Raw genomic sequence first — 21470 nt, forward strand, 5'->3', positions numbered from 1 at the left:
TTGTCTCATTGGCCACGCGCTTGAACCAGCACCGAAGTCAATTCTTCCGGTAACGGCGCCTGTACCGTTACCAGTTTGCCGGTAGCAGGATCGACAAAACTCAGCGCCGCCGCATGCAGAAACAAGCGTTTCAAACCGAGCTTGGCGGACAGGGCCTTTTCCTCGTCGTTGCCGTATTTTTCGTCACCGAGCAAAGGATGGCCAGCATGGGTGGCATGAACCCGGATTTGGTGAGTGCGACCGGTCAACGGCATCGCCTCGACCAGCGTACAGCCGACAAAATTTTCCAGCACCTTGAATCGGGTTTGCGATTCCTTGCCGTCTTCGCGCACGCGTACGACCCGCTCTCCGGACTGCAGCTCATTGCGTTGCAGAGGTGCGTTGATCAATTGCTTGCGGTGCGGCCATTTGCCCTGCACCAACGCCTGATAAGTCTTGTCCATGTCTTTTTCGCGCAGCGCTTCGTGAAAGCGGCGCAAGGCCGAACGCTTTTTCGCCACCAGCAGACAGCCGGAGGTATCGCGGTCAAGCCTGTGCACCAGTTCCAGAAAAGGTGCTTGCGGGCGCAGCGCCCGCAAGGCTTCAATCACGCCGTAAGACAAACCCGAGCCGCCATGAACGGCCATGCCAGCGGGCTTGTTGATCACCAAATAACCATCCGTTTCCAGCAAAATGGCGTCATCGAGCGCCTGAACTTTGCGTAACCCTGCCGAAGGCCCCGGTGCCGACTCGCTGACCCGCACCGGAGGAATGCGCACCTCGTCGCCCTCATTTAATTTGTACTCAGGTTTTATCCGACCTTTGTTGACCCGCACTTCGCCGGTACGCAACAGCTTGTAAATCCGGCTTTTGGGTACGCCTTTCAGCTCAGAAAGCAGGAAATTGTCGATACGCTGACCTTCACGCTCGGAGTCGATGGTGACAAAACGCACCTTCAGCGGCGCCTCGCCCGAATCGGCGTGTTTGCTCGGTTTTGGGGGAATTTCTTTTTTAAATTGCTGCACTTAGCGAAACCCTGCTATTCTTTGCACACCCATGGTTCGGAGGTATCCGAGACAAGCCGTTGTGTTCGGGGCCATTGCCGACCGAACCTCCTGAAGCCTCTCGTTGATCATCCCGCCCCTGGTTATGTTTACCGCGTGATTGCGGTGAGTGACTATTTTACGTCATGACGCCAACGATCATGCCGTAGATTGCCCGAAAGTGGCAGCGAGTTTTTTTGGGTTGTGGCGTTCTAGTGACGACACAACCGGTGTACCAGCCCGGCTGCAGATTGGCGAAATCGCCCCACCGGGCTTCGGGTACACCGCGATAAAACCTGATTTGGCGCGGTTTGCGCACCTGTTGCCAGCAGCTTGGCAATGTTTGTAGTGCCCATACTGCGGCGCCCTGCCCGGCGATCCGTACGGCATGATGATCTGGCTCGTGACCTTTTACGAGTGTCATCATGAAAAGAATGCTGATCAACGCCACGCAACCAGAAGAACTGCGCGTGGCTCTGGTCGATGGCCAACGGCTATACGATCTCGATATCGAAGCGCCAGGCCGCGAACAGAAAAAAGCCAATATCTACAAAGGCAAAATCTCCCGCGTTGAACCTTCCCTCGAAGCCGCTTTCGTTGATTACGGTGCCGAGCGTCATGGCTTTCTGCCGCTGAAGGAAATCTCCCCCGCTTATTACTCCGACCCGAACAAGACCCGCGGCTCGATCAAGGAGCTGGTCAGGGAAGGTCAGGAAGTCATCGTCCAGATTGAAAAGGAAGAGCGCGGCCAGAAAGGCGCGGCGCTGACCACCTACATCAGCCTGGCCGGTTGCTTTGTCGTGTTGATGCCGAACAACCCGCGTGCCGGTGGCATTTCCCGTCGCATCGAAGGCGATGACCGCTCCGAGCTGCGCGATGCGCTGCAAAACGTCGACGTGCCGGAAGGCATGGGCATCATCATCCGTACCGCCGGTGTTGGCCGCAGCCCGGAAGAGCTGTCCTGGGATCTGGGCGTCCTGCAAACCCAGTGGAAAGCCATTGAGCAAGCCGCGGCTTCGCGCCCTGCCCCATTCCTGATTTACGCCGAATCGGACGTGCTGATTCGCGCCGTTCGTGATTACCTGAAAGCCGATATCGGCGAAATCATCGTCGATGAGCCGAATGCCTATGCTCGCGTGCGTCAGCATATCGAGCTGGTGCGTCCGGACTTCCTGAACCGCGTGAAACTCTACAAAGACGATATTCCACTGTTCAACCGCTACCAGGTCGAAAGCCAAATCGAGAGCGCGTTCCAACGCGAAGTGCGCCTGCCTTCTGGCGGTTCGATCGTCATCGACCGTACCGAAGCGATGGTCTGCGTCGACGTTAACTCTTCGCGCGCCACCAAAGGCGGCGATATCGAAGAAACCGCGCTGCAAACCAATATCGAAGCGGCCGAAGAAGTGGCCCGTCAGCTGCGCCTGCGTGACTTGGGCGGTTTGATCGTCATCGACTTCATCGACATGACGCCGGCGAAAAACCAACGTGCATTGGAAGATGCACTGCGCGATGCCGTCGAATCCGACCGCGCCCGCATTCAGCTTGGCCGTTTGTCGAAATTCGGCCTGATGGAAATGTCGCGCCAGCGCCTGCGTCCGTCGCTCGGTGAATCGAATACGCATGTTTGCCCGCGCTGTAATGGTGTCGGCAACATCCGCAATATCGAATCAATGTCGCTATCAGTACTGCGCTTGATTGAAGAAGAAGCGATGAAAGATTCCACCGCGCAGATCCACGCGATTCTGCCGGTCGACGCCGCTTCTTACCTGCTGAACGAAAAACGCCAGGCGATTCTCGATATCGAAAAACGTCAGGAAGTGCATATTGTTGTCGTACCAACGCCTTATCTGGAAACGCCGAATTTCGAAGTGCGCCGTTTGCGCGCCAGCGAAGAAATGACCGGCACCAGCTACAGCCTGGCCGAAAAACCGAAAGTCGAAGTGGCCGAAGTCACCTCGAACAAAACCCGCGCCGCCGAAGCCGCTGCCGTGCAATTCACGCCGCAAATGGCCGCGCCACCACCGGCACCCAAGCCGCGTGAGGAAGCGAAACCGGCAGCCGCACAAGCCGAGGAAAAACCAGGTCTGTTCAAACGCCTGTGGTCGTTCCTGTTCGGCAGCGAAGAAACCGAAAGCAAACCGAAGCATGGCCGTGATCGCAAAGGCCGTAGTGAACAGCGTGGTGAGCGCCGTGGTCGCCATGATCGCAATGATCGCCGTCGTCGTCGCGACCGCAACGAGCGTGGCGATCGTGCTGAGCGCGAACCGCGTCAAGACGCGAAGCCACAGCAGCAGGAACGTAAGGCAGCGGACAAAGCGGAACAAACCGAACGCCAGCCGCGTGATGACAAACAACGCAAAGGTCGTGAAGAAGGCCGTCGTGGCCGTCGTCGCGACCGTGGTGATCGCGCCGAGCGCGGTGAACGCCAGGAACGTGTCGAAGCGCGTAGCGAGCAGGAAGCGCCACACACCGAGCCGAAAGAGAAGTTGCCACCACGTCCGCCGCGTCAATCGCGCGCTGAACGCGCTGCCCAACGCGACGCTGGACAAACTCCAGTGGTAGCCGCGCCGGCACCGGTAGTGGAAACGCATCCAACACCCGCTCCGCAAATCGAGTCCAACGAGGAAACGGTTGAACTGGTCGACAGCAACAACATCGAAGCGCGTGAACAGAAGCGTGGCCGTGAACGCCGTCGTCGCCTGCCCCGTCATCTCGGTGGCCGTCGTCGTGATCGCGAAGGTGATGAAGGCGAAGAGTCTGTTGAAAGTGCTGAAGCGGTTGCGGAAAACGACGTGGAAACCATCAATGAACCGGTAAAAGCTGTTGCGGAAGCCCAGCCGAAACCGGTTGAAGCCACTGAAGCGGCAACCGTTGAAGCAACGAAAGCCGAGTCAGTACCAGCGCCTGTTGAGCCGACACCGACGCTGAAAGCCGAACCGGTTGCGACCGAACAAACTCCGGTTGAGCCCGTCAAAACGCCGGAACCAGCGGTTGCCGAAGCGACAATCAGCACCAGCGCTGAATCGGCCGCTGCGCCAGTCAGCCAGCCGACTGCTGAGCCGAGTGCACCGACAGCTGCCTTGAGCAATGCCGAAATCTCGCGTGAACGCAAATCGGCATCGGCTCCTGCCGCGCGTCCGAAAGCGATCGAGCCGCTGAAAAAATCCGAGGTTTCTGAAGAAGAAGCACTGCGCAATGTTGCCGAACTGCTGGCCAGCTTGATTGAACCGGCGAAGAACCAGAGCACGGTATTGCACCGCACGCCGAGCTCCAGTTCCAGCCCGATGGCTAAACCGCGTGTCGTTTCGGCGGCGCCGGCAAAACCGGCCAGCCCAAGCCAGTCGGAACTGCCGCTGTCGTCGATTGAGCGCGCTCAGCAGCAGGAAGAAAAGCAGCCGGATAACAACGGTTAATCTGTCTGGCACCCAATAAAAAACCCCGCAATGCGGGGTTTTTTGTTACCTGTCGTTATTGCTGCTTACGCCACTGACTCGGCGTCATACCAAACCAGTTCTTGAAGGCATTGGTGAACGAACTCTGCTCTTGATACGCCAGCAAAAAAGCAATTTCCGTCAGCGGTAATTTCGTCTCTTTCAGCCAGCGCTGCGCCAGGCGCTTGCGGGTTTCTTCCAGCACGCGTTGAAAGCTGGTGTTTTCTGACTGCAGATGACGCTGCAAACTGCGTTCACTGACGCACATCTTCTGCGCAACGTGTTCCAGCTCAGCGTGACCGAGTGCGAGCATGTCCTCCAGATGATGCATCACCTGGGCGCTGTAATGATGCTGCTGCGCCCGCTCCTGCAAACGCCGCTCGGCCTGTTCGACCAGCACCGCTTGCCATTGCGGATCGGCATGGCGTATCGGCTGCAACAACAACTTGGCAGCAAAATGAATGCTGTTTTCACCGGCATTGAATTGCACCGGGCAATTGAACACCTGCTGATAATCCGATTCAGCATTGATCGCCGCATGTTCGAAGCTGATTTGATCAGCCGTTACCTCTGCTTGCAATAGCCAACGAACAAAATGCGCGATACCGGCAAATACGCTTTCACTCAGAATCGGATCGACATCAGCAACAAATTCGCTACGCGCCCACACGTAACGCGCACGCTCACCATCAACAATCAATGAAGAATGGCCAAGCTCATGAGCCAGCGATTCAAAACGCATGACCTGATGCATCGCATCGCCAAGATGGCGACTGCTCATCAGCAACAATCCGTAGTGTGCGTAATGGCCTAGGGTAAAGGTTTGCCCGAGTTGTAAACCAAAGCGCATGTCACCGCTGAGCTGCACTGCCGTCTGCAGCAACTTTCTGTACTGGACAACAGAAATCTCACCCTCATCGTCCATTTGCGCCAATCGCAACGATGCGGCGTTAATCAGCTTGGCGTGTTCGATGCCGAACGATTCGGCACATTCGAGCGCAGCACTGGCGTACTTCCAGGCGACCCTTCCTGACATTGGCGTTTTTCCACAAATCCCCTTGCCGGTTTGCGCAAGTGTAACGACTCGGGCAGCACTTAGCATGTGTCAGTTGATGAAAAGCACGAGAGGCACTTGATGCAGCGCTGGAATGGCTGGGGCGACGCCAGCATTGACTATCCGTTACCGGAAACGGCACGACTTTATCTGCAAGAAGCCTTGGGCAGCGGCCCAACGCTGCACGATGCCAAGCTCGGCGAAACCCTCGTGCAAATGCAAACCAGCACCTGGGCAAAACCGGTTTCTGGCATCAGTACCGATGCCGAAAGTCGTTTACGTTGCAGCTATGGTCAAAGTCTACCGGACTGGCTGCAACGCCGGTTCGGTCAATGCCAGTACGCGACGGATGCGGTCGCTACACCGGAATCGGAAACGGAATTGCGGGAGCTTATTCGTATCGGCCGACAGCGTAATGCGCGTGTTATTCCGTTTGGTGGCGGCACCAGTGTCGCGGGCCATTTTGCACCAGCCGATGATTCACGTCCGAGCCTGACGATTGATTTGCGCAAACTTTGCCGATTGCTGGAGTTTCGAGCCGATGATCGGCTGGCGTTGGTGGAAGCCGGTTGTTCCGGCCCGTTACTGGAAGCGCAATTGGCCCGTCATGGATACACACTCGGGCATTTCCCGCAATCATTCGAATACTCGACAGTTGGCGGTTGGATTGCGACCCGCTCATCCGGTCAGCAAAGTCATCTGTATGGCCGTATCGAACAATTGTTTGCTGGCGGCGCGGCCATCACTGCTGAACACGATATCGAATGTCAGCCGTTTCCAGCCTCATCAGCGGGTCCGGACCTGAAACATCTGCTGCTCGGTTCCGAAGGTAGGCTAGGCGTCATTCATCAAGCTTGGCTGCGCGTGCGACCCAAGCCGGAAAGTGAAAAATTTTTGGCGTTATTCTTTCCTGATTGGCAACAAGCCATCACCGGTGCGCGTCTGTTGGCGCAATCTGATCTGCCGTTCTCGATGCTGCGTTTATCAAACAGCCTGGAAACGGATATCAATCTACGCATGGCCGGTCATACACGCGCCATTTACTATCTGCGCAAATTTCTACGTTGGCGACTCGGCAGCAACCAGCCCTGTTTGATGCTGCTGGGTTTGACTGGAGAGGCGAAACAGGTGCGCAACATGCTCGCGCAAGCGATGGCAATACTGAAACCTTTGTCCGTGCAAAACACCGGCGAAACGATTGGCCAGGCCTGGCGCAAAAACCGTTTTCGCAACGTTTATTTGCGCAACACCTTATGGTCACTTGGCTATGCCATCGACACGGTGGAAACGGCGTTACCATGGTCGCAAGTGACGCCAGCGATGCAAGCGATTGAACAGGTCGCGCGTGAACAATTCGCGGCAGAGCAGGAGCGCGTGCTCGCTTACTCGCATCTTTCACATGTCTATGCCAGCGGTTGCAGCGTCTACAGCACATTTGTTTTCCGTTTGAGTGAAGACTATCAACATAATCTTGCTCGCTGGCGGAAACTGAAAACGGCGGTCACCGATACGATACAAGCCCATGGCGGCACACTCAGCCATCAGCATGGCGTCGGCAAAGATCATCTGCCCTGGCTCGGCAAAGAACTGGGCGAAGGTGGGAGTCAGCTACTGCGCCATCTCATCAAGGCCGGTGATCCGGATGGATTGTTTGCCAATGGCAATCTGATATGAGCGACTTGGCGCGCGAACAATTTTTTGACCATTGCCAGCATGGCCTCGATCTGCTGATTATTGGCGGTGGCATCAGTGGCGCAGGATTACTCTGGTTGGCGTCGCTGAATGGTTGGCGGGCGGCATTGATTGAGCAAAGCGATTTTGCTTACGGCAGCTCCAGTCGCTCATCGAAACTGATTCACGGTGGTTTGCGTTATTTGCCACAAGGGCATTGGCGACTGACCCGAGAAGCGGTGCGCGAGCGCGAAAACCTACGCGCTTTGTTCCCCGCAATCGAATCGCTACGCTTCCACTTACCCTTTCGCCGGCAAGCACCGATCAGTCACTCGCTCGGCCTCTGGCTATACGACGTCTTCGCCGGACGCAAAAGTCGCGATACGTTTAAAATGATTGCCGAGATCTTTCCCGAGATTAGCAGTGTCGAAAACCTCTCATCGTTATCGTATCTCGATGCCGCCAGCGATGACGCCGGATTGGTGATTGAAGTCTTGAAGCGAGCCGAAGCCTGTGGCGGATTGGCGCAAAATTATGTCACTGCAACAGAGCTATTGTTCCAGCACGACAAAGTCATTGGCGTAAACGTCCGCGATGAACTGAACGGAGAATGCACGGAGATTCGTGCCAGGCATATTGTTGAGGCAACCGGAGCCTGGCAGGGATTGCATCATGCATTGTCAGAAACTCTACGGCTGAAACCGCTGCGCGGCTCGCACTGGGTGCTGCCGTTTCATCTGTTCCCTTGCTCGCAGGCACTGGCTTTCAAACATCCGGACGATGGCCGCTATGTCTACGCGATGCCCTGGCAGGGTTGCACTTTGTTTGGCACTACCGATGTGGGGCACACAGCGGGAATGACCACTGAGCCGCACATTTCCGTGAATGAATCGGCTTATCTGCAATGCGCTTTGCAACATCATTTCCCTTACCGGGATTGGCGGCCAAGCGATTGTCTATCGACCATGGCGGGTGTGCGCCCCACCGTTGATGATGGTGCTATCAGCGCAGACGACATCTCACGCGAGCTGGTCATTCGCCATCAACCGGGTTACAGCCAACTGAAAGGCGGCAAGCTGACAACATTTTTGGCCAGTGCCGAAAAACTGCTTGGCGAAGTTGCTACTGAGATTGGTAAAAAGCACAACATTCAACGACCTGCACCGGATAGAACGACCAAGAAACCGGATGCACAGCGCAGCGTGGGTCGAATTGCTGTTTCAGGCTGCGACTATCAAGTCAGGCACCTGGATGATTTCCTGCTGCGTCGTAGCCGTTTGGGCAACACTTTAAGAAATGGAGGGCTCAGGGAATTGGAAGCGCTGAGACCTTTGCTTCAGCAACGCTGGCAATGGTCAGATCAACGTTGGCAACAGGAACAGCTACGTTATTTGCAGATCTGGCAGCGCAGCTATGCTCCCGTTGCAAGCTAATCACTCAAATGCCATGCCGTTGACGGATGAACTGCAGCAAACCGCGGCAGCCAGCTTCGATGTCATCGAGCACACGCTCAAAGCCATTAACCGGTCCATAATATGGGTCGGCAACATCATCCTTGCTCAATTCCGGGGCAAAGTGCATCAGCAGATGCAGCCTCTCGCGCTCGTCAGTCTCAAACAACTTCTGCATATGTTGCAAATGGCCACGGTCCATGGCGATCAAATAATGAAAGCTGGAAAAATCGTTTTCGTGTAGTTTGCGCGCACGCAGTTTCGACAAGTCATAACCACGATTTTTTGCTGCTGACTGACTGCGCGGGTCAGGTCGCTCGCCCACGTGGTAACCGGAAACACCGGCCGAATCGACACGGATTTGTGGCAACAGTCCCTGTTCTTTCAGCAATGTCTGCATGACTCCATGCGCCGTCGGTGAACGGCAAATATTGCCGGTGCAAACAAACAATACGCCTATTTCCCTAATACTCATCCCTGAACTCCGTTAGCGGCGAAAATAAGCCTGTACCCGCTGCAAATCCTCCGGGGTATCGACACCGGTTGCAGGGACTTCGACAGCGCTTTCGATATGAATATTGCCGCCGTTATACAACGCGCGCAGTTGCTCCAGTGATTCACATTGTTCGATCGGTGCTGGCGACCATTGGACAAACTGCTGCAGAAAACTGACCCGATAAGCGTAGATGCCGATATGACGCTGCCAAAGTGAAACATCCGTCGGCGTGTTCGGAAAATCCTTGCGGGAAAATGGAATCGCCGAGCGGGAAAAATACAGCGCCCGGCCATTTTTATCGGCAACCACTTTGACGACACTGGCTTCGAACAATTGCGCCGGTTCAATCGGCGCTGACAAGGTCGCCATGCCAAACTCAGGACGCGCTGCCAGATTGTTCGCAACCTGATCGATAACGACCGATGGAATCAATGGCTCATCGCCCTGGACGTTGACGATGATCGTGTCGGCCGATAGTGCCAGCTTGCTGCAGGCCTCGTTCAGCCGGTCGCTGCCGGATTCGTGCGTCGTGGCAGTCATGACGACTTCGCCGCCGAATTGCTCGACTGCCGTATACACGCGCTGATCATCGGTGGCAACGACAACGCGAGCCGCTGACGATTGTTTGGCACATTCGTAAACGTGCTGAATCATTGGTTTGCCGGCGATATCAGCCAACGGTTTGCCAGGCAGGCGAGTTGAGGCATAACGGGCCGGGATAATGACAACGAAAGACATGATGCTTAATCTCCTTTCAGCGGCGCTCGTCAGATGAGAGTTCGCGCGCTTCGTCTTCGAGCATCACCGGAATGCCATCGCGTATCGGAAAGGCCAATCGATCGAAATGGCAGATCAATTCTTTATTGCTCTTGTCATATTCCAGCCGGCCCTTGCACAGCGGACAGGCCAGGATATCGAGTAATTTTTTGTCCATGATGGCTCCTTTACGGCTTGCTCAGTGTTGCCAGCCGGCTATCGAACGCTTGCAGAAAGCCTGACAGAAAGCGCGCCTCGACCGGCACGTACCAGGCGCTTTCCAGGCTGAAGTCTCGGCATTTTACCGCGTCTTTCTCGGTCATCAGTATGACGCCGGATAAATCGCGGAATTGCTCGCGGCGATAAGCCTGATGATCCGCTTGTGGATGGGCGATCACTTGCAAATCCTGAACTTTCAGCGCGTCGAAAAAACGCTGCGGATGTCCAATACCGGCAAACGCGTGCACGGGCCGACCGCGAAAAGACGACAACGGCTTTTGCTGTTGGCGAGAATGCAATGACACCGCTTGCTGCAGATCGAGCGCGAAACCGTGCTCGGAAATGGCCGGCAAAACAGCGCCATTACAGATAACCAAATCAGCACGGCGCAAACGCCGAATCGGCTCGCGTAGCGGACCGGCCGGCAGCAACTGCCGATTGCCGAATTGGCGAACCGCATCGACAACGACAATTTCGATATCACGGCCCAACGCATAATGCTGCAAGCCGTCATCGCTGAGAATGATATCGCAACCAAGTTCCAGCAATTTCTGGGCAGCACTAACGCGATTCGGATCAACGACGACCGGCACTTGCGTGCGCTGGTAAATCAGCAGCGGTTCATCACCGCATTGTGTTGCTGACGATTGTCCGGAAACGACATAAGGATAATTGTCGGCCTTGCCGCCATAGCCGCGTGAAACAACACCCGGTTTGTATCGCTGTTGCTTCAGATGTTCGATCAAGGCGACGACCAATGGCGTCTTGCCGCTGCCACCGACCGTGATGTTGCCAATTACCACAACCGGAACCGGCGCCCGAAACGAAGGCAGCAAATGCCAGCGATAAAGCTGGCGCCGTAAAGCGGTCAACAACGCGAACAGCCATTGCAATGGCCACAACCACCACAACCGTCTGGCCGGGCCGTACCAGTGCCGCTCAATGCTCAAGGTTTAATCTCGAAACTGATTGGCATGCAGTTTGGCGTATTCGCCCTGCATCGCCAGCAATTCCTGATGCGTGCCTTGCTCGATGATCTGGCCTTCATGCAGCAGCAGGATCTGATCGGCCTTTTCAATCGTCGACAAGCGATGGGCGATGACGATCGTGGTGCGATTACGCATCAGCTCATCAAGCGCGTTTTGCACCAGACGTTCGGATTCATTGTCGAGCGCCGAGGTCGCTTCATCGAGGATCAATACCGGCGCATCCTTCAACAAGGCACGAGCGATGGCGATACGCTGACGCTGACCACCAGAAAGATTGGTACCGTTGTCGCCAACAATGGTATCGAGCCCTTGTGGCAGTTTCTGGATGAACTCCCAGGCATTGGCCTGGCGCGCCACTTCGATGATGCGTTCTTCACTGGCATCAATATTGATACCGTAAGCAATATTGTTGCGCACCGTATCGTCGAACAACGTCACATGCTGTGATACCAAGGCAAACTGTTTGCGGAAATCACTGAGTTGGTATTCCTCAATCGAACGGCCATCAAGCAGAATCTGCCCAGGTTGCACCGGATAAAACCGTAGCAATAGATTGGTGATCGTTGATTTGCCGCTGCCGGATTTACCGACCAACGCATAGGACTTGCCTTGCGGCACATGAAAATGAATGTCGCGCAATACCGGCTGTTGATTGCTCGGGTAATTGAACGTCAAGGATTTGAACTCGATATCGCCACGCGCCCGCTCAACCGCAACGGTACCGGAATCCGGTTCATCCGGGCGATCAAGAATCGCGAAAATACTTTGGGCGGCAGCCACTGCTTGCTGAATGATCACGTTCATCGAGCTGATGGTCTTCAGCGGCTTGCTGAGGCTCGCCATCGCCGTGAAGCACACAGTGAAACCGCCCGGTGTCAGCTTGCCGCTCAAAATCAAATCGGCCGAGACCAGAATGACGCCAGCCAAGGCCAATCCGGCAATCGAATAGACCAGCGACGAACTGATCGACTTGGTGATTACCATGCGTAATTGTTGGCGGCGATTGGCATTCGAGGCCCGATAAAACGATTGGGTTTCCTGTGATTCACCGGAGAAGGTTTTGATCGTTCGATAACCTTGAAATGCCTCTGAGGTCACTTGCGTGACATCACTCATCGTGTTCTGCAGTTTGCGCGAGATTTCCTTGAAGCGCTTCGACGCCGCCCGCAACACCCAGGCCACCAACGGACCGCCGATAAAGAAAATCAGACCAAGCTGCCAGGAATGATAAAAAATCAGGCCAATGGCGCCGATGATCAGAAACAGATCGCGGACCAAGTCCTTGATAGCGTCCGACACCGAAGTGCCGATTCGTTCGACGTTATAGGTCATCGTCGACACAATTTCACCGCCAGTGCGGGCGTCAAAAAAACTGGCTGGAAGCGTCAGGTATTTGCCGAACAACTGCATGCGAATGTCATGCATGATGCCGCGGCCAACCAGGCCCATCGCATACTCGGACATGAAATTGAACAGACTGCGCAGCACCATCGCGATGATCAAATACAGTGGTAGCTTGTACAGAAACCTTTCGTCCTGTTCGACAAATCCTTCGTCGATAACCCGTTGCATGCCATCGATGATCGTGACATCCACCGCCGAAAATAGCGCGCCGGTGATAATGCCGCCAACAAACATCCAGCGATACGGTTTCAAATAACCGAAAAGACGCTTATAGGTTTTCCATGTGCTTTCTTTGATCGGCGGCATATGCACGGAGCATCAACCTTGTTTCGGTGATTGGGTGGCGATTTTCTGTTTGGCAAATCCCAATTGACCGGCGGCATCCATCGCGGTGACGACGGCCTGGAATGGTGCTTTCTCGTCGGCACTGATCACCATCGGCCGGGTGTTGTCACCTTCCGACACGTCTTCAACCGCGCGTTTGACCGTGTCGAGTTGATTATTCACCAATGGCTGACCATTGACGAAAATATTACCGCTGGCATCAATCGAGATCTCGACGATTTGTTGTTCAACCGCCATCTGCGGCCCATCCGCTTCCGGCAAATTCAGCTCGATTTGGGTGTCGCGGTTGAACCGGGTCGAGATCATGAAAAAAATGATCAGCGTCAGGATGACGTCGATCAGCGGCGTCAGGTTGATATTCAGCTCATCGCGATTGCGATGGCGCGATTCCAATAGCATCAGGCGCCTGCCTTGCCGTCGTTCATATCAATCGGGAACAGCGCCTCGACCATCTTGGTCGCTTCCGCTTCCATCAGGCAAACGAGTTCATCGATACGGCGTTGCAGCCAGCGATACAAAAACGTCGTTGGAATGGCGATCAGCAAACCGGCAGCCGTGGTGATCAATGCTTCACCGATACCGGCAGCCAGCGCTTCGGCGTTGCCCAAGCCGGTTTGGCTGGCCGAGTTGAACATCCGGATCATGCCGAGCACGGTGCCGAGCAGACCCAGCAATGGGGCGGCCATCGCAATGGAGCCGAGTGTGCTCAGAAAGCGCTCCATTTCGATGACGATGCGACGACCGGTTTCGGCCATGTTCTGTTTGACCGCCTCGCGGCCACGATGATGCACGGCGTAACCGGCGGCCAGCAGTTCACCGAGCGGAGAGCTCATCCGCAGTTCTTTCAAGCGTTCTTTGGTCAGCTCTTCCTTGCGAATCCAGTTCCAGACCTGGGCAACCAGATGTTTTGGCGCAACGCGGGTCGGACGCAAAAACCAGAAGCGCTCGGTGGCAATCGCAATGGCAATAATCGAACACAGCAACAGCGGGTACATGACCCAGCCACCAGCAGCAAACAATGTGAGCACAATCAACCTCTTAGACGGGATTTCTCAAAGCCGCGACACTTTATCACAGGCCCCCCGGCGGCTCTACGCGGGAACGCCAGATCCGTGGCGTATTTCGCGCTGCCTCAATCCGGTATTGACCATCAGAGAGCTCGATGCGCAGCGCGCCCTGCCCGGCCGTGTTCAGCGTCTGACCGCCAACGGCAGACAATCGTTCCAGCACTTCCGGGCGCGGATGACGATGGGCATTGCGGTAGCCGGCGCTGATAATTGAGAGCTTTGGCGAAACGGCCGCCAAAAACTTGGCCGAACTGGAACCATTGCTGCCATGATGCGGCACCAGCAGGATATCGGCAGATAAATCGATGTTTCTGGCCAGCAAGCGCGCTTCCTCGCGCCGGCTGATATCGCCGGTCAACAGTATCGACATGCCATTGAGCTTCGCTCGCACGACACAGGAGGCGGCATTGCCCTGTTCGCTAGCGAACGGATACAACACCTCAACCTGAATCTCACCCAGTTGAAATCGCTGGCCGGCGCGGCATGGCTCCGCTGCGATTCCTTCAATCGCTTCGCCCAGCAGCACTTGCCGCACAGGCATTTGCTGCAATAAGCCAGGCAGGCCGCCGGCGTGATCCAGATCGGCATGGGAAACCATCAACAAATCAATGCCGGTAAATCCCAAGGCCCGCAAATGCGGCGCAACCACCTGCGTGCCGCTGTCGAATTTTTCGCTGCGCGGGCCGGTATCGTAGACCAGCAAATGTTCGCCGCTGTGAATCGCCAGTGCCGTGCCCTGGCCGACATCGAATACCTGCAAGGTCGACGGCGGTATCGGCGTTCGCCAAAGTAACAGCGCAAACGGCAGCAACAACAACGCGGTCAAACGCCTCCACGGTGTCCATGGCATCAACCACAGCACCACCGTCAACGCCGGCAATAACCACATCCAGGGATTGTGCAAAGCCGGTTGCCAACGCGCCTGTGGCAGTTGCATGAACAAGTCCATCGCCAAATCAAACCATTGCAGACTGAGATTGGCCAAGGCCAGAAACGGCCAGGCCAAGGTTTCGGAAAAACTCAGCAGCAACATGCCGAGCAACGCCAGCGGCGTTGAAACAAAACTGACCCAAGGCACCGCCAACAAATTACTCAGCGGCGAAATCAGTGAAGCCGAACCGAATTGCCAAACGGTCAGCGGCAACATTGCCAAACTCAACGCCAATTGCAGCGTAATCGCCTGCCACCACCAGCGCTGTCGATGCAAGCGGCCACGCGCCAAAGCCAGCAACACCACGACCGCGGTAAACGACAACCAGAAACCACTTTCCAAAACCGCGCACGGATCAACCAGCAACATCGCCAGCACTGCCAGCGCGACGATATCGAACAGAGCCAAACGCTTGTGCAACAGCAAGGCCGCGACGACAACAAGCAGCATCCACAAGCTGCGCACCGTCGCGATCGAAAAACCGGCGATACCTGCATAGAACAGCGCGCCGACAAAACCGGCGATCAATGCTACGCGCGGCGCCGGCAGCCACAGACAAAGCCGCGCAGAGAAACGCCAGCAACGCCCAACCACAAGACCAATCAGCATAGCCACCAAGGTCAGGTGCATGCCGGAAATGACCACCAGATGAATCGTGCCGGTATCGCGATAAACATCCCAGCGCGACGGCGGAATGGCTTCGTCGAGGCCTATCGTGATGCCTTCGATCAGGCCCTGATGGGAAAACTGCATGGCTGACAACTTGCTGGAAAGCGTTTCGCGCCAGCGATTCAACGACCACGGATTCTCCGCAAGCCATTTGCTGTGCTCGAGTTGCACATAACCGGAGCCAACCACGTGATGGGCAAACAACCAACGCTCGTAATCAAAACCGTGAAAATTGAGCGTGCCGTGCGCCGATTTCAGCTTGGCTTGAAATTGCCAGCGTTGCCCGGCATGAAGCTGTACTTCTGGCGCGTAATGGGAAAGCCGCAAACGGAATTGTTGCGACCAAGAAAGAGTTTGTTGATTAACTTTTTCGACATCGAAAAAGAAACGCTGGCCGCGCTCGAATTGCTCCGGCACGGAGGCAATCACGCCTTGCAGTTGTACCGGTGCTTGCGACCATTGTTCGGGAAGTTTCAGACTGGTGCGCCAATGAAAGTGAGCATTGGCGCTGATCAGCATCAACGCAGGTAACCACAATACAGAACGCCAACGACGCCAATACCAACCAGCCGACAACAACGGTAACGTTATGAAAGAAACCGTAACCATCGAAAGTGGTGCGGGCTGCAGAACCAGCGCCAACACCGCCACCAAAGCCAACAGGGTTCCAATAATCATGCTCACGTCCTTGTGAGAGGCATCCAGTTATTGCGCGTGCAAAACCCCGTCCTGCAACTGATAAACCCGGTCCATTCGTCTTGCCAAACTCATATCGTGAGTGACGACAATAAAACTGGTGCCATGAACCTGATTCAGCTCCAGCATCAGCGAGTAAACCGCGTCGGCAGTTTTTGAGTCCAGGTTACCCGTCGGTTCATCGGCGAGGACACAACGCGGTCGGGTCACCAACGCACGCGCCAAGGCGATACGCTGACGTTCACCGCCGGATAACTCACCCGGCTTATGTTTTTCGCGCTGACTTAATCCCACTTCGGCAATCGTGCGTTGCGCCTGCTCGCGTGCCGACTCAATGGACTCACCACGAATCAGCAACGGCATCGCGACATTCTCCAGCGCTGTGAATTCCGGCAACAGATGATGAAACTGGTAAACAAAGCCGAGATGCTGATTGCGCCAATTACCTTGCGCTTTCGCCGACATTGTGTGCATGTTTTTGCCGGCGACCAGCACCGAGCCTTCGCTCGGCGAATCGAGACCGCCGAGCACATGCAGCAAGGTGCTTTTGCCAGAACCGGAAGCACCGACAATGGCGATGCGCTCACCTTGATGCACCTTGAAGTCGATATCGTTCAGCACCTGCACACGCAGGCCACCTTCGCTGAATACCTTGCGCAGCTTTTCGGCGTGGATAATGATTTCACTCATAACGCAGGGCCTCCGCCGGTTTCACTTTCGAGGCCCGCCAGGCCGGGTAAATCGTCGACAACAAACTCATCAAAAATGCCGTCAGACCCACATTGAATACATCGGCGCTTTCCAGCTCACTCGGCAGGAAGCCAACGAAATACACATCGCCCGGCATCAACACGACACCGAATGCCTGCTCAATCCAGGCAACCATATCGGCCAGGTTCAAACTGAGCGCGATACCGCCGGCCAAACCGAGCAAGGTACCAAACAAACCGTTGACCAACCCCTGCACCATGAATATCGCCATGATATGGCCGGGACTGGCGCCTAGTGTCCGGAGAATCGCGATATCGCTTTGTTTGTCGGTGACGACCATGACCAGCGTTGAAATGATATTGAATGCCGCTACCGCGATGATGAACGTCAGCAGCACGAACATCATGGTTTTTTCCATTTTCACGGCCCGGAACAGCGGGCCGTAACTGCGGGTCCAGTCATTGGTGTAATGACTCATCGGCAGGTTCGTTTGTATCTGCATCGCTTTCGCCGGTGCCTGCAGCACTTGCTCGATTTTCAAACGAATGCCGGTCACGGCTTCGCCCATGCGCAGCATGGCCTGCAAATCGCGCATATGGACCATCGCCATCGAGCTATCCATTTCCGCGCGCACTTCAAACGTGCCGACCACGGTAAAGCGGCGCTGGCGCGGCACAACACCGGCGGCGCCGATCGTTGTCGCTTCCGGAATGATAATCGTGATGTTGTCGCCAACCCGGACGCCAAAGCTGTCGGCCAACACCTGGCCGAGCACGATGCCAAATTCGCCCGGTTTCAACGCGTCCACGGCGCCGGTGACCATGTGCTCGCCAACGATGGACACTTGCGTTTCCTGCTCCGGCAACACGCCCTGAATCAAACCAAAACGGTTGTAGCCAGCATGGCGGAACATGCCTTGGGCGGTGACGAATGGTGCCGTCGCCAGCACTCCCGGCTCGGTCGCCAGTTGCTGCTGCAGCGTCGCCCAATCCTCGACCTGATTGTCGCGGTTGCTGACGATGATATGCGGCGCCATGCCGAGAATACGGGTGCGTAGTTCGCGCTCGAATCCGTTCATGACCGACATGACCGTGATCAGTACCGTGACGCCAAGCGCGATACCGCCAATCGAGACGATGGAGATAAAGGAAATGAAATGATTGCGCCGCTTGGCACGGGTGTAGCGCAATCCGACAAAAAACGAAAAAGGGCGAAACATAGACACACTCGTCAGCTACGGGTGTGCGGCACGGATGCAGCGTGGCAGCCTGCCGGCACAAGGCCGGCATCTTCCCAAATCATGCTAGGCTAAAGCAAGGACAGAACGCCCTGGATAGCTTGCCATGTTTAGCGAACACGATGACCGCCGACGCTACTTCCGGATTCGCGACCGCATCGCCTTCTGCTGGTTCGATGCCGCCGATGAGCAGGCCGAAACACGGCATCCGTTGTCCCTGCTACTCGGCCAATCGTTGTTTCATGATATGCACCGTATCGACGCGGAACACCAGAACCTGCTGCACGCGCTGCAGGAAAAATCCCGCGATCTCGGCCAGTACCTGCATGCACTGAATCAGAAAATCGAGCTGATTGCCCGGCAACTGGTGCTGCAGAATGCTTCCGATCACTACCGGACGATGGAGGTGATGCTAAGTGGCAATGGCATCGGTTTTCCGGTGCCGGAACCAATGGCGCTGGGCAAGCTCTTTGATGCTTATGCGGTTTTGCTCAGTTCTGCCGTCTGCGTCTCGTTTCGCGCGCGGGTGGTCTGGTGTAGTACGCACCACGATCAAAACTGGGTCGGCGCCGAAATTACCCGCATCAGCGAGCATGATCGCGATGCCATTATCCGCCACACACTGCATGTGCAGGCCCAGCAACGCCGCAGTCAGAAAAGCGAGGACTAATCATGTTTCGATACCTGTTAATCACGCTGCTTGCCGCCAGTCCGGCCATCATCGCCGAAGAGCTGAAAATCCCGATTTCCGAACAGGGCAATGAAGAGGTCAAGCGGCCGCACAAAAGCATGCTGAAAGCCGACGTCGAGCGCGTATTTGGCGCACCGCTGGATCGCACCGAACCGGTCGGTGAGCCGCCGATTTCACGCTGGCATTACGAAAAATTTATCGTCTATTTTGAATACGACCATGTGGTGCATACGGTGTTGATACACAAGCGCAAGCCGGAAACGGTGGTCGAAGAGCAACCTTGAGACCTTGCTTGTCCGGACAAATCCGGACCTACAAAAATACCCGCTTTTGCGGGCATTTTTTATCAGGATAAAGCTTAGACGACACGCACATTCTTGAACTGCCAGGCGTAGTCATTGTCGACATCTTCCTCGTACAGTTCGCCGCGCTCATGCAGCGGTGTCCAGTCGGTGTACTGGCCGATAACCGGCCCCAGATACGGCAGCATCACCTCCATATTGCGCTGGAAATCCATTTCATCGGATTCAACAATTCCTGCCTTCGGATTTTCAATCGCCCAGACAATGCCGGCCAGCACCGCGCAGGTCACCTGCAGGCTCGTCGGGCCATTGAACGGCGCCAATTCTCGCGCTTCCTGAATGGTCAGTTGCGAGCCATACCAATAGGCGTTTTTCTTGTGGCCGGCGAGCAACACACCGAGCTCATCCATGCCGTCGATGATTTCATCGCGCATCACGCGCTGGCGTTCCTGCATCTGGAAATTCTTGCCGTTGAATTCGTGCAAGGACATCACGGCGTTATCGCAAGGGTGATAAGCGTAATGACAGGTCGGCCGATAGATCACTTTGCCGCTGTCGCGCAGCGTGAAGTAATCGGCGATCGAAATCGCTTCATTGTGAGTGATCAGAAAGCCGTGGAAATGACCGTAGTTCGGCGTCCAGGTGCGCACCTTTACCGTTGCGCCTGGACGTTTCAAATAGATCGAGGCGTCGCATCCGGATTCGTGGCGACCACCATCTTTCGGAAAATGTTTTTCATGCGTGCCCCAACCCAGTTCCGCTGGTTGGCTGCCTTCGCTGACAAAGCCATCGCAGGACCAGGTGTTGACGAATTCGCCCATCTGCTTCGGCTTGTCGGTGATTTGGGTATCGCGCTCGGCGATATGAATCACTTCGATATTGAGTTTCTGTGCAAGCTTTCCCCATTGCTCACGGGTTTTCGGAATCGTGTCCGTGCCGAGAATATCTTTTTGCAGATTGATCAGCGCCTGTTTGACCAAGTGCGAAACCATGCCCGGATTGGCGCCTTGCGCCACGACAGCCGTTGGGCCATTCGGATACTTTTCTTTCAACGCCAGCATTTTCTCGCGCAGCGCGTAATTCGAGCGAGCAGAAAACGGTTTGTTCGGGTCAGTGTAACCGCCGGCCCAGGGTTCGATGCAGGTGTCGATATACATTGCGCCGCGCGCCTGGCAAAACTCGATCAGTGCGACCGAGGAAACATCCACCGACAGATTGACCAGAAAATCACCGCGATGGATCAGCGTATCGAGTTCGCTCTGGTAATTGTCGCGGGTCAAAGGGGTTTGAATGAAACGAATGCCATAGGCTTTGGCTTCGTCTGCACCACGCTCGTCGGCCGTGATTATGGTGATTTGTTCCGGTTTGATTTCGATATGCCGCAGTATCAACGGCAACCCCCCTTGCCCTATCGAGCCAAAACCGACAATAACCATATTGCCCGGCGCACGGGCGTGTTTGACGAAGTCGTTCATTTCGATCAAGAACCTCCTGGGAACATAAAAGCACCCATCGGCACGACGGGCGCGGAAAGCTTAGCATCTGCAGCCTGAGCTGTCGCCCGAAGCCGCGGGCCTGCGTCTAGCGGCCGAAACGTATCGGCAGCTCCATTTGCTGATAATCCTGCGGCGGCGCCAGCATCTCGGCTGGTACAGCCTGCTGATTCAGTTGCACCAATTCCATATCGGTGACTTTGCTGTCCGCCTCGAAACGGCTGTAGCGGACCGGAAACCAATCGCTGGCAATACCCTGCAGCCATTCCGGCTGCTTGCCCATTTTCTGGCCGAGTAGCGACTGTGCCAATGACTGGCCAAACGCGGCCAGCGAACGAAAGGTCTGCAGCTCATCGTCTGACAGCTTCAAGGCCTTGGCGCGTACCATGCACATTTCCGCTTCCGGCTTGCCGTTTTCCAGCAAGCTGAAAACCTGGCATTCCATGCCGGCGACTTTGTCTTTGCGATCGGTCATGTTCAGCTCGCGATGTTTCTCGGCTTCGCGCTGCGCCTCGGCCAGTTCCGGGTTACTCTGGCCAAGCATGGCCATCATGCCGCTGGCCATCTGAATCAGCTGATTCAGCGTCGCCTTGTCAACGGTCAGGTAACGCTTACGCTCATGCATAACATGGGTGAACGACTGACTATTCCGATCCCAAATCGTGTAACCGCTGTCATCGAGATCGGTGCGCAGTTTGCCGTCGGCCAGTTGCATCGTCACCGTGCGGGATTTTTCCCCGTCACCAGTTACGTATTGCAGTTTGACATCGGCGCTGGTAACACCAACGAACAGCGACAACAAGACAGCGGAATGTTTCATTGTGTGGTTGTCCTT

Annotated in this window: 20 protein-coding genes; 5 read left to right on the forward strand and 15 right to left on the reverse strand. The window is 55.6% G+C overall.

Annotated elements, in window-relative coordinates; genetic code table 11:
- Nucleotides 1-5 precede the first annotated feature (5 nt).
- Nucleotides 6-938, reverse strand: a complete 933-nt coding sequence (gene rluC, locus E2H98_RS02560) for a 23S rRNA pseudouridine(955/2504/2580) synthase RluC (protein WP_133588090.1) — start codon at nucleotides 936-938, stop codon at nucleotides 6-8.
- Between the two features lie 223 nt (nucleotides 939-1161).
- A complete protein-coding gene (locus E2H98_RS02565; protein WP_133587500.1) occupies nucleotides 1162-1449 on the reverse strand; it encodes a hypothetical protein in 288 nt (95 codons plus the stop codon).
- Between E2H98_RS02565 and rne the strand changes: the two genes are divergently transcribed.
- Nucleotides 1448-4435, forward strand: coding sequence for a ribonuclease E (gene rne, locus E2H98_RS02570; protein ID WP_133587502.1), 2988 nt, complete (start codon nucleotides 1448-1450; stop codon nucleotides 4433-4435). The genes E2H98_RS02565 and rne overlap by 2 nt on opposite strands.
- 55 nt (nucleotides 4436-4490) lie before the next feature.
- Here the strand turns inward: rne and E2H98_RS02575 are convergent, their stop codons facing one another.
- Nucleotides 4491-5489 carry an AraC family transcriptional regulator gene (locus tag E2H98_RS02575; protein ID WP_162848142.1) on the reverse strand — a complete coding sequence of 333 codons (999 nt, stop codon included), beginning with the start codon at nucleotides 5487-5489 and terminating at the stop codon, nucleotides 4491-4493.
- A 99-nt stretch (nucleotides 5490-5588) separates the two neighbouring features.
- Between E2H98_RS02575 and E2H98_RS02580 the strand changes: the two genes are divergently transcribed.
- Nucleotides 5589-7181 carry an FAD-binding oxidoreductase gene (locus tag E2H98_RS02580; RefSeq protein WP_133587506.1) on the forward strand — a complete coding sequence of 531 codons (1593 nt, stop codon included), beginning with the start codon at nucleotides 5589-5591 and terminating at the stop codon, nucleotides 7179-7181.
- Nucleotides 7178-8611, forward strand: coding sequence for a glycerol-3-phosphate dehydrogenase/oxidase (locus E2H98_RS02585; RefSeq protein ID WP_133587508.1), 1434 nt, complete (start codon nucleotides 7178-7180; stop codon nucleotides 8609-8611). The genes E2H98_RS02580 and E2H98_RS02585 overlap by 4 nt, the downstream gene beginning before the upstream one ends.
- A 4-nt stretch (nucleotides 8612-8615) precedes the next feature.
- On the opposite strand, the gene E2H98_RS02590 is transcribed toward E2H98_RS02585, so the two are convergent.
- From E2H98_RS02590 to E2H98_RS02635, 10 genes are read right to left on the reverse strand one after another with little or no spacing between them, the layout of a single operon-like run.
- Nucleotides 8616-9104 carry a low molecular weight protein-tyrosine-phosphatase gene (locus E2H98_RS02590; RefSeq protein ID WP_133587510.1) on the reverse strand — a complete coding sequence of 163 codons (489 nt, stop codon included), beginning with the start codon at nucleotides 9102-9104 and terminating at the stop codon, nucleotides 8616-8618.
- Between the two features lie 12 nt (nucleotides 9105-9116).
- Nucleotides 9117-9863: a 3-deoxy-manno-octulosonate cytidylyltransferase gene (kdsB, locus tag E2H98_RS02595; protein ID WP_133587512.1), complete on the reverse strand. Its 747-nt coding sequence runs from the start codon at nucleotides 9861-9863 to the stop codon at nucleotides 9117-9119.
- 16 nt (nucleotides 9864-9879) lie between these two features.
- Complete coding sequence (locus tag E2H98_RS02600; RefSeq protein ID WP_133587514.1) at nucleotides 9880-10059, reverse strand: Trm112 family protein; 180 nt, start codon at nucleotides 10057-10059, stop codon at nucleotides 9880-9882.
- Nucleotides 10060-10069: 10 nt separating this feature from the next.
- Nucleotides 10070-11050, reverse strand: a complete 981-nt coding sequence (gene lpxK / locus E2H98_RS02605) for a tetraacyldisaccharide 4'-kinase (RefSeq protein WP_133587516.1) — start codon at nucleotides 11048-11050, stop codon at nucleotides 10070-10072.
- Between the two features lie 3 nt (nucleotides 11051-11053).
- Nucleotides 11054-12799, reverse strand: coding sequence for a lipid A export permease/ATP-binding protein MsbA (gene msbA, locus E2H98_RS02610; RefSeq protein WP_232475520.1), 1746 nt, complete (start codon nucleotides 12797-12799; stop codon nucleotides 11054-11056).
- Between the two features lie 12 nt (nucleotides 12800-12811).
- A complete protein-coding gene (locus tag E2H98_RS02615) occupies nucleotides 12812-13237 on the reverse strand; it encodes an ExbD/TolR family protein (RefSeq protein WP_232475454.1) in 426 nt (141 codons plus the stop codon).
- Complete coding sequence (locus E2H98_RS02620; RefSeq protein ID WP_408634810.1) at nucleotides 13237-13866, reverse strand: MotA/TolQ/ExbB proton channel family protein; 630 nt, start codon at nucleotides 13864-13866, stop codon at nucleotides 13237-13239. The genes E2H98_RS02615 and E2H98_RS02620 overlap by 1 nt, the downstream gene beginning before the upstream one ends.
- 43 nt (nucleotides 13867-13909) lie before the next feature.
- Entirely contained in the window at nucleotides 13910-16183 is a 2274-nt protein-coding gene (locus E2H98_RS02625; protein WP_133587520.1) for a DNA internalization-related competence protein ComEC/Rec2, read from the reverse strand.
- 27 nt (nucleotides 16184-16210) lie between these two features.
- A complete protein-coding gene (gene lolD / locus E2H98_RS02630) occupies nucleotides 16211-16891 on the reverse strand; it encodes a lipoprotein-releasing ABC transporter ATP-binding protein LolD (protein WP_133587522.1) in 681 nt (226 codons plus the stop codon).
- On the reverse strand, nucleotides 16884-18131 hold the full coding sequence (locus tag E2H98_RS02635; RefSeq protein WP_133587524.1) for a lipoprotein-releasing ABC transporter permease subunit: 1248 nt from the start codon (nucleotides 18129-18131) through the stop codon (nucleotides 16884-16886). The genes lolD and E2H98_RS02635 overlap by 8 nt, the downstream gene beginning before the upstream one ends.
- Before the next feature lie 124 nt (nucleotides 18132-18255).
- Here E2H98_RS02635 and E2H98_RS02640 point away from each other — a divergent pair, with 124 nt between their 5' ends.
- Together E2H98_RS02640 and E2H98_RS02645 are read left to right on the forward strand one after the other, a co-directional pair.
- On the forward strand, nucleotides 18256-18819 hold the full coding sequence (locus E2H98_RS02640; protein ID WP_133587526.1) for a PilZ domain-containing protein: 564 nt from the start codon (nucleotides 18256-18258) through the stop codon (nucleotides 18817-18819).
- 2 nt (nucleotides 18820-18821) lie between these two features.
- A complete protein-coding gene (locus E2H98_RS02645) occupies nucleotides 18822-19124 on the forward strand; it encodes a hypothetical protein (protein ID WP_133587528.1) in 303 nt (100 codons plus the stop codon).
- Nucleotides 19125-19198: 74 nt separating this feature from the next.
- Here E2H98_RS02645 and E2H98_RS02650 read toward each other — a convergent pair whose 3' ends face one another.
- Together E2H98_RS02650 and E2H98_RS02655 are read right to left on the reverse strand one after the other, a co-directional pair.
- On the reverse strand, nucleotides 19199-20617 hold the full coding sequence (locus E2H98_RS02650) for a homospermidine synthase (RefSeq protein ID WP_133587530.1): 1419 nt from the start codon (nucleotides 20615-20617) through the stop codon (nucleotides 19199-19201).
- Nucleotides 20618-20723: 106 nt separating this feature from the next.
- Nucleotides 20724-21455, reverse strand: a complete 732-nt coding sequence (locus tag E2H98_RS02655) for a DUF4412 domain-containing protein (protein ID WP_133587532.1) — start codon at nucleotides 21453-21455, stop codon at nucleotides 20724-20726.
- Between the last annotated feature and the right edge of the window lie 15 nt (nucleotides 21456-21470).

The sequence above is a fragment of the Permianibacter aggregans genome, from assembly GCF_009756665.1.
Lineage (GTDB): Bacteria > Pseudomonadota > Gammaproteobacteria > Enterobacterales > Permianibacteraceae > Permianibacter > Permianibacter aggregans.

What these genes read in the sequence shown, in the direction of transcription:
- rne (WP_133587502.1), top strand. Translation starts at nt 1,448, where the DNA reads ATGAAAAGAATGCTGATCAACGCCACGCAACCAGAAGAACTGCGCGTG.
- E2H98_RS02575 (WP_162848142.1), bottom strand. Translation starts at nt 5,489, where the DNA reads ATGTCAGGAAGGGTCGCCTGGAAGTACGCCAGTGCTGCGCTCGAATGT.
- E2H98_RS02590 (WP_133587510.1), bottom strand. Translation starts at nt 9,104, where the DNA reads ATGAGTATTAGGGAAATAGGCGTATTGTTTGTTTGCACCGGCAATATT.
- msbA (WP_232475520.1), bottom strand. Translation starts at nt 12,799, where the DNA reads ATGCCGCCGATCAAAGAAAGCACATGGAAAACCTATAAGCGTCTTTTC.
- E2H98_RS02650 (WP_133587530.1), bottom strand. Translation starts at nt 20,617, where the DNA reads ATGAACGACTTCGTCAAACACGCCCGTGCGCCGGGCAATATGGTTATT.
- E2H98_RS02580 (WP_133587506.1), top strand. Translation starts at nt 5,589, where the DNA reads ATGCAGCGCTGGAATGGCTGGGGCGACGCCAGCATTGACTATCCGTTA.
- E2H98_RS02600 (WP_133587514.1), bottom strand. Translation starts at nt 10,059, where the DNA reads ATGGACAAAAAATTACTCGATATCCTGGCCTGTCCGCTGTGCAAGGGC.
- E2H98_RS02585 (WP_133587508.1), top strand. Translation starts at nt 7,178, where the DNA reads ATGAGCGACTTGGCGCGCGAACAATTTTTTGACCATTGCCAGCATGGC.
- lolD (WP_133587522.1), bottom strand. Translation starts at nt 16,891, where the DNA reads ATGAGTGAAATCATTATCCACGCCGAAAAGCTGCGCAAGGTATTCAGC.
- E2H98_RS02655 (WP_133587532.1), bottom strand. Translation starts at nt 21,455, where the DNA reads ATGAAACATTCCGCTGTCTTGTTGTCGCTGTTCGTTGGTGTTACCAGC.
- E2H98_RS02635 (WP_133587524.1), bottom strand. Translation starts at nt 18,131, where the DNA reads ATGTTTCGCCCTTTTTCGTTTTTTGTCGGATTGCGCTACACCCGTGCC.
- E2H98_RS02625 (WP_133587520.1), bottom strand. Translation starts at nt 16,183, where the DNA reads ATGATTATTGGAACCCTGTTGGCTTTGGTGGCGGTGTTGGCGCTGGTT.
- E2H98_RS02645 (WP_133587528.1), top strand. Translation starts at nt 18,822, where the DNA reads ATGTTTCGATACCTGTTAATCACGCTGCTTGCCGCCAGTCCGGCCATC.
- E2H98_RS02565 (WP_133587500.1), bottom strand. Translation starts at nt 1,449, where the DNA reads ATGATGACACTCGTAAAAGGTCACGAGCCAGATCATCATGCCGTACGG.
- E2H98_RS02640 (WP_133587526.1), top strand. Translation starts at nt 18,256, where the DNA reads ATGTTTAGCGAACACGATGACCGCCGACGCTACTTCCGGATTCGCGAC.
- kdsB (WP_133587512.1), bottom strand. Translation starts at nt 9,863, where the DNA reads ATGTCTTTCGTTGTCATTATCCCGGCCCGTTATGCCTCAACTCGCCTG.
- E2H98_RS02615 (WP_232475454.1), bottom strand. Translation starts at nt 13,237, where the DNA reads ATGCTATTGGAATCGCGCCATCGCAATCGCGATGAGCTGAATATCAAC.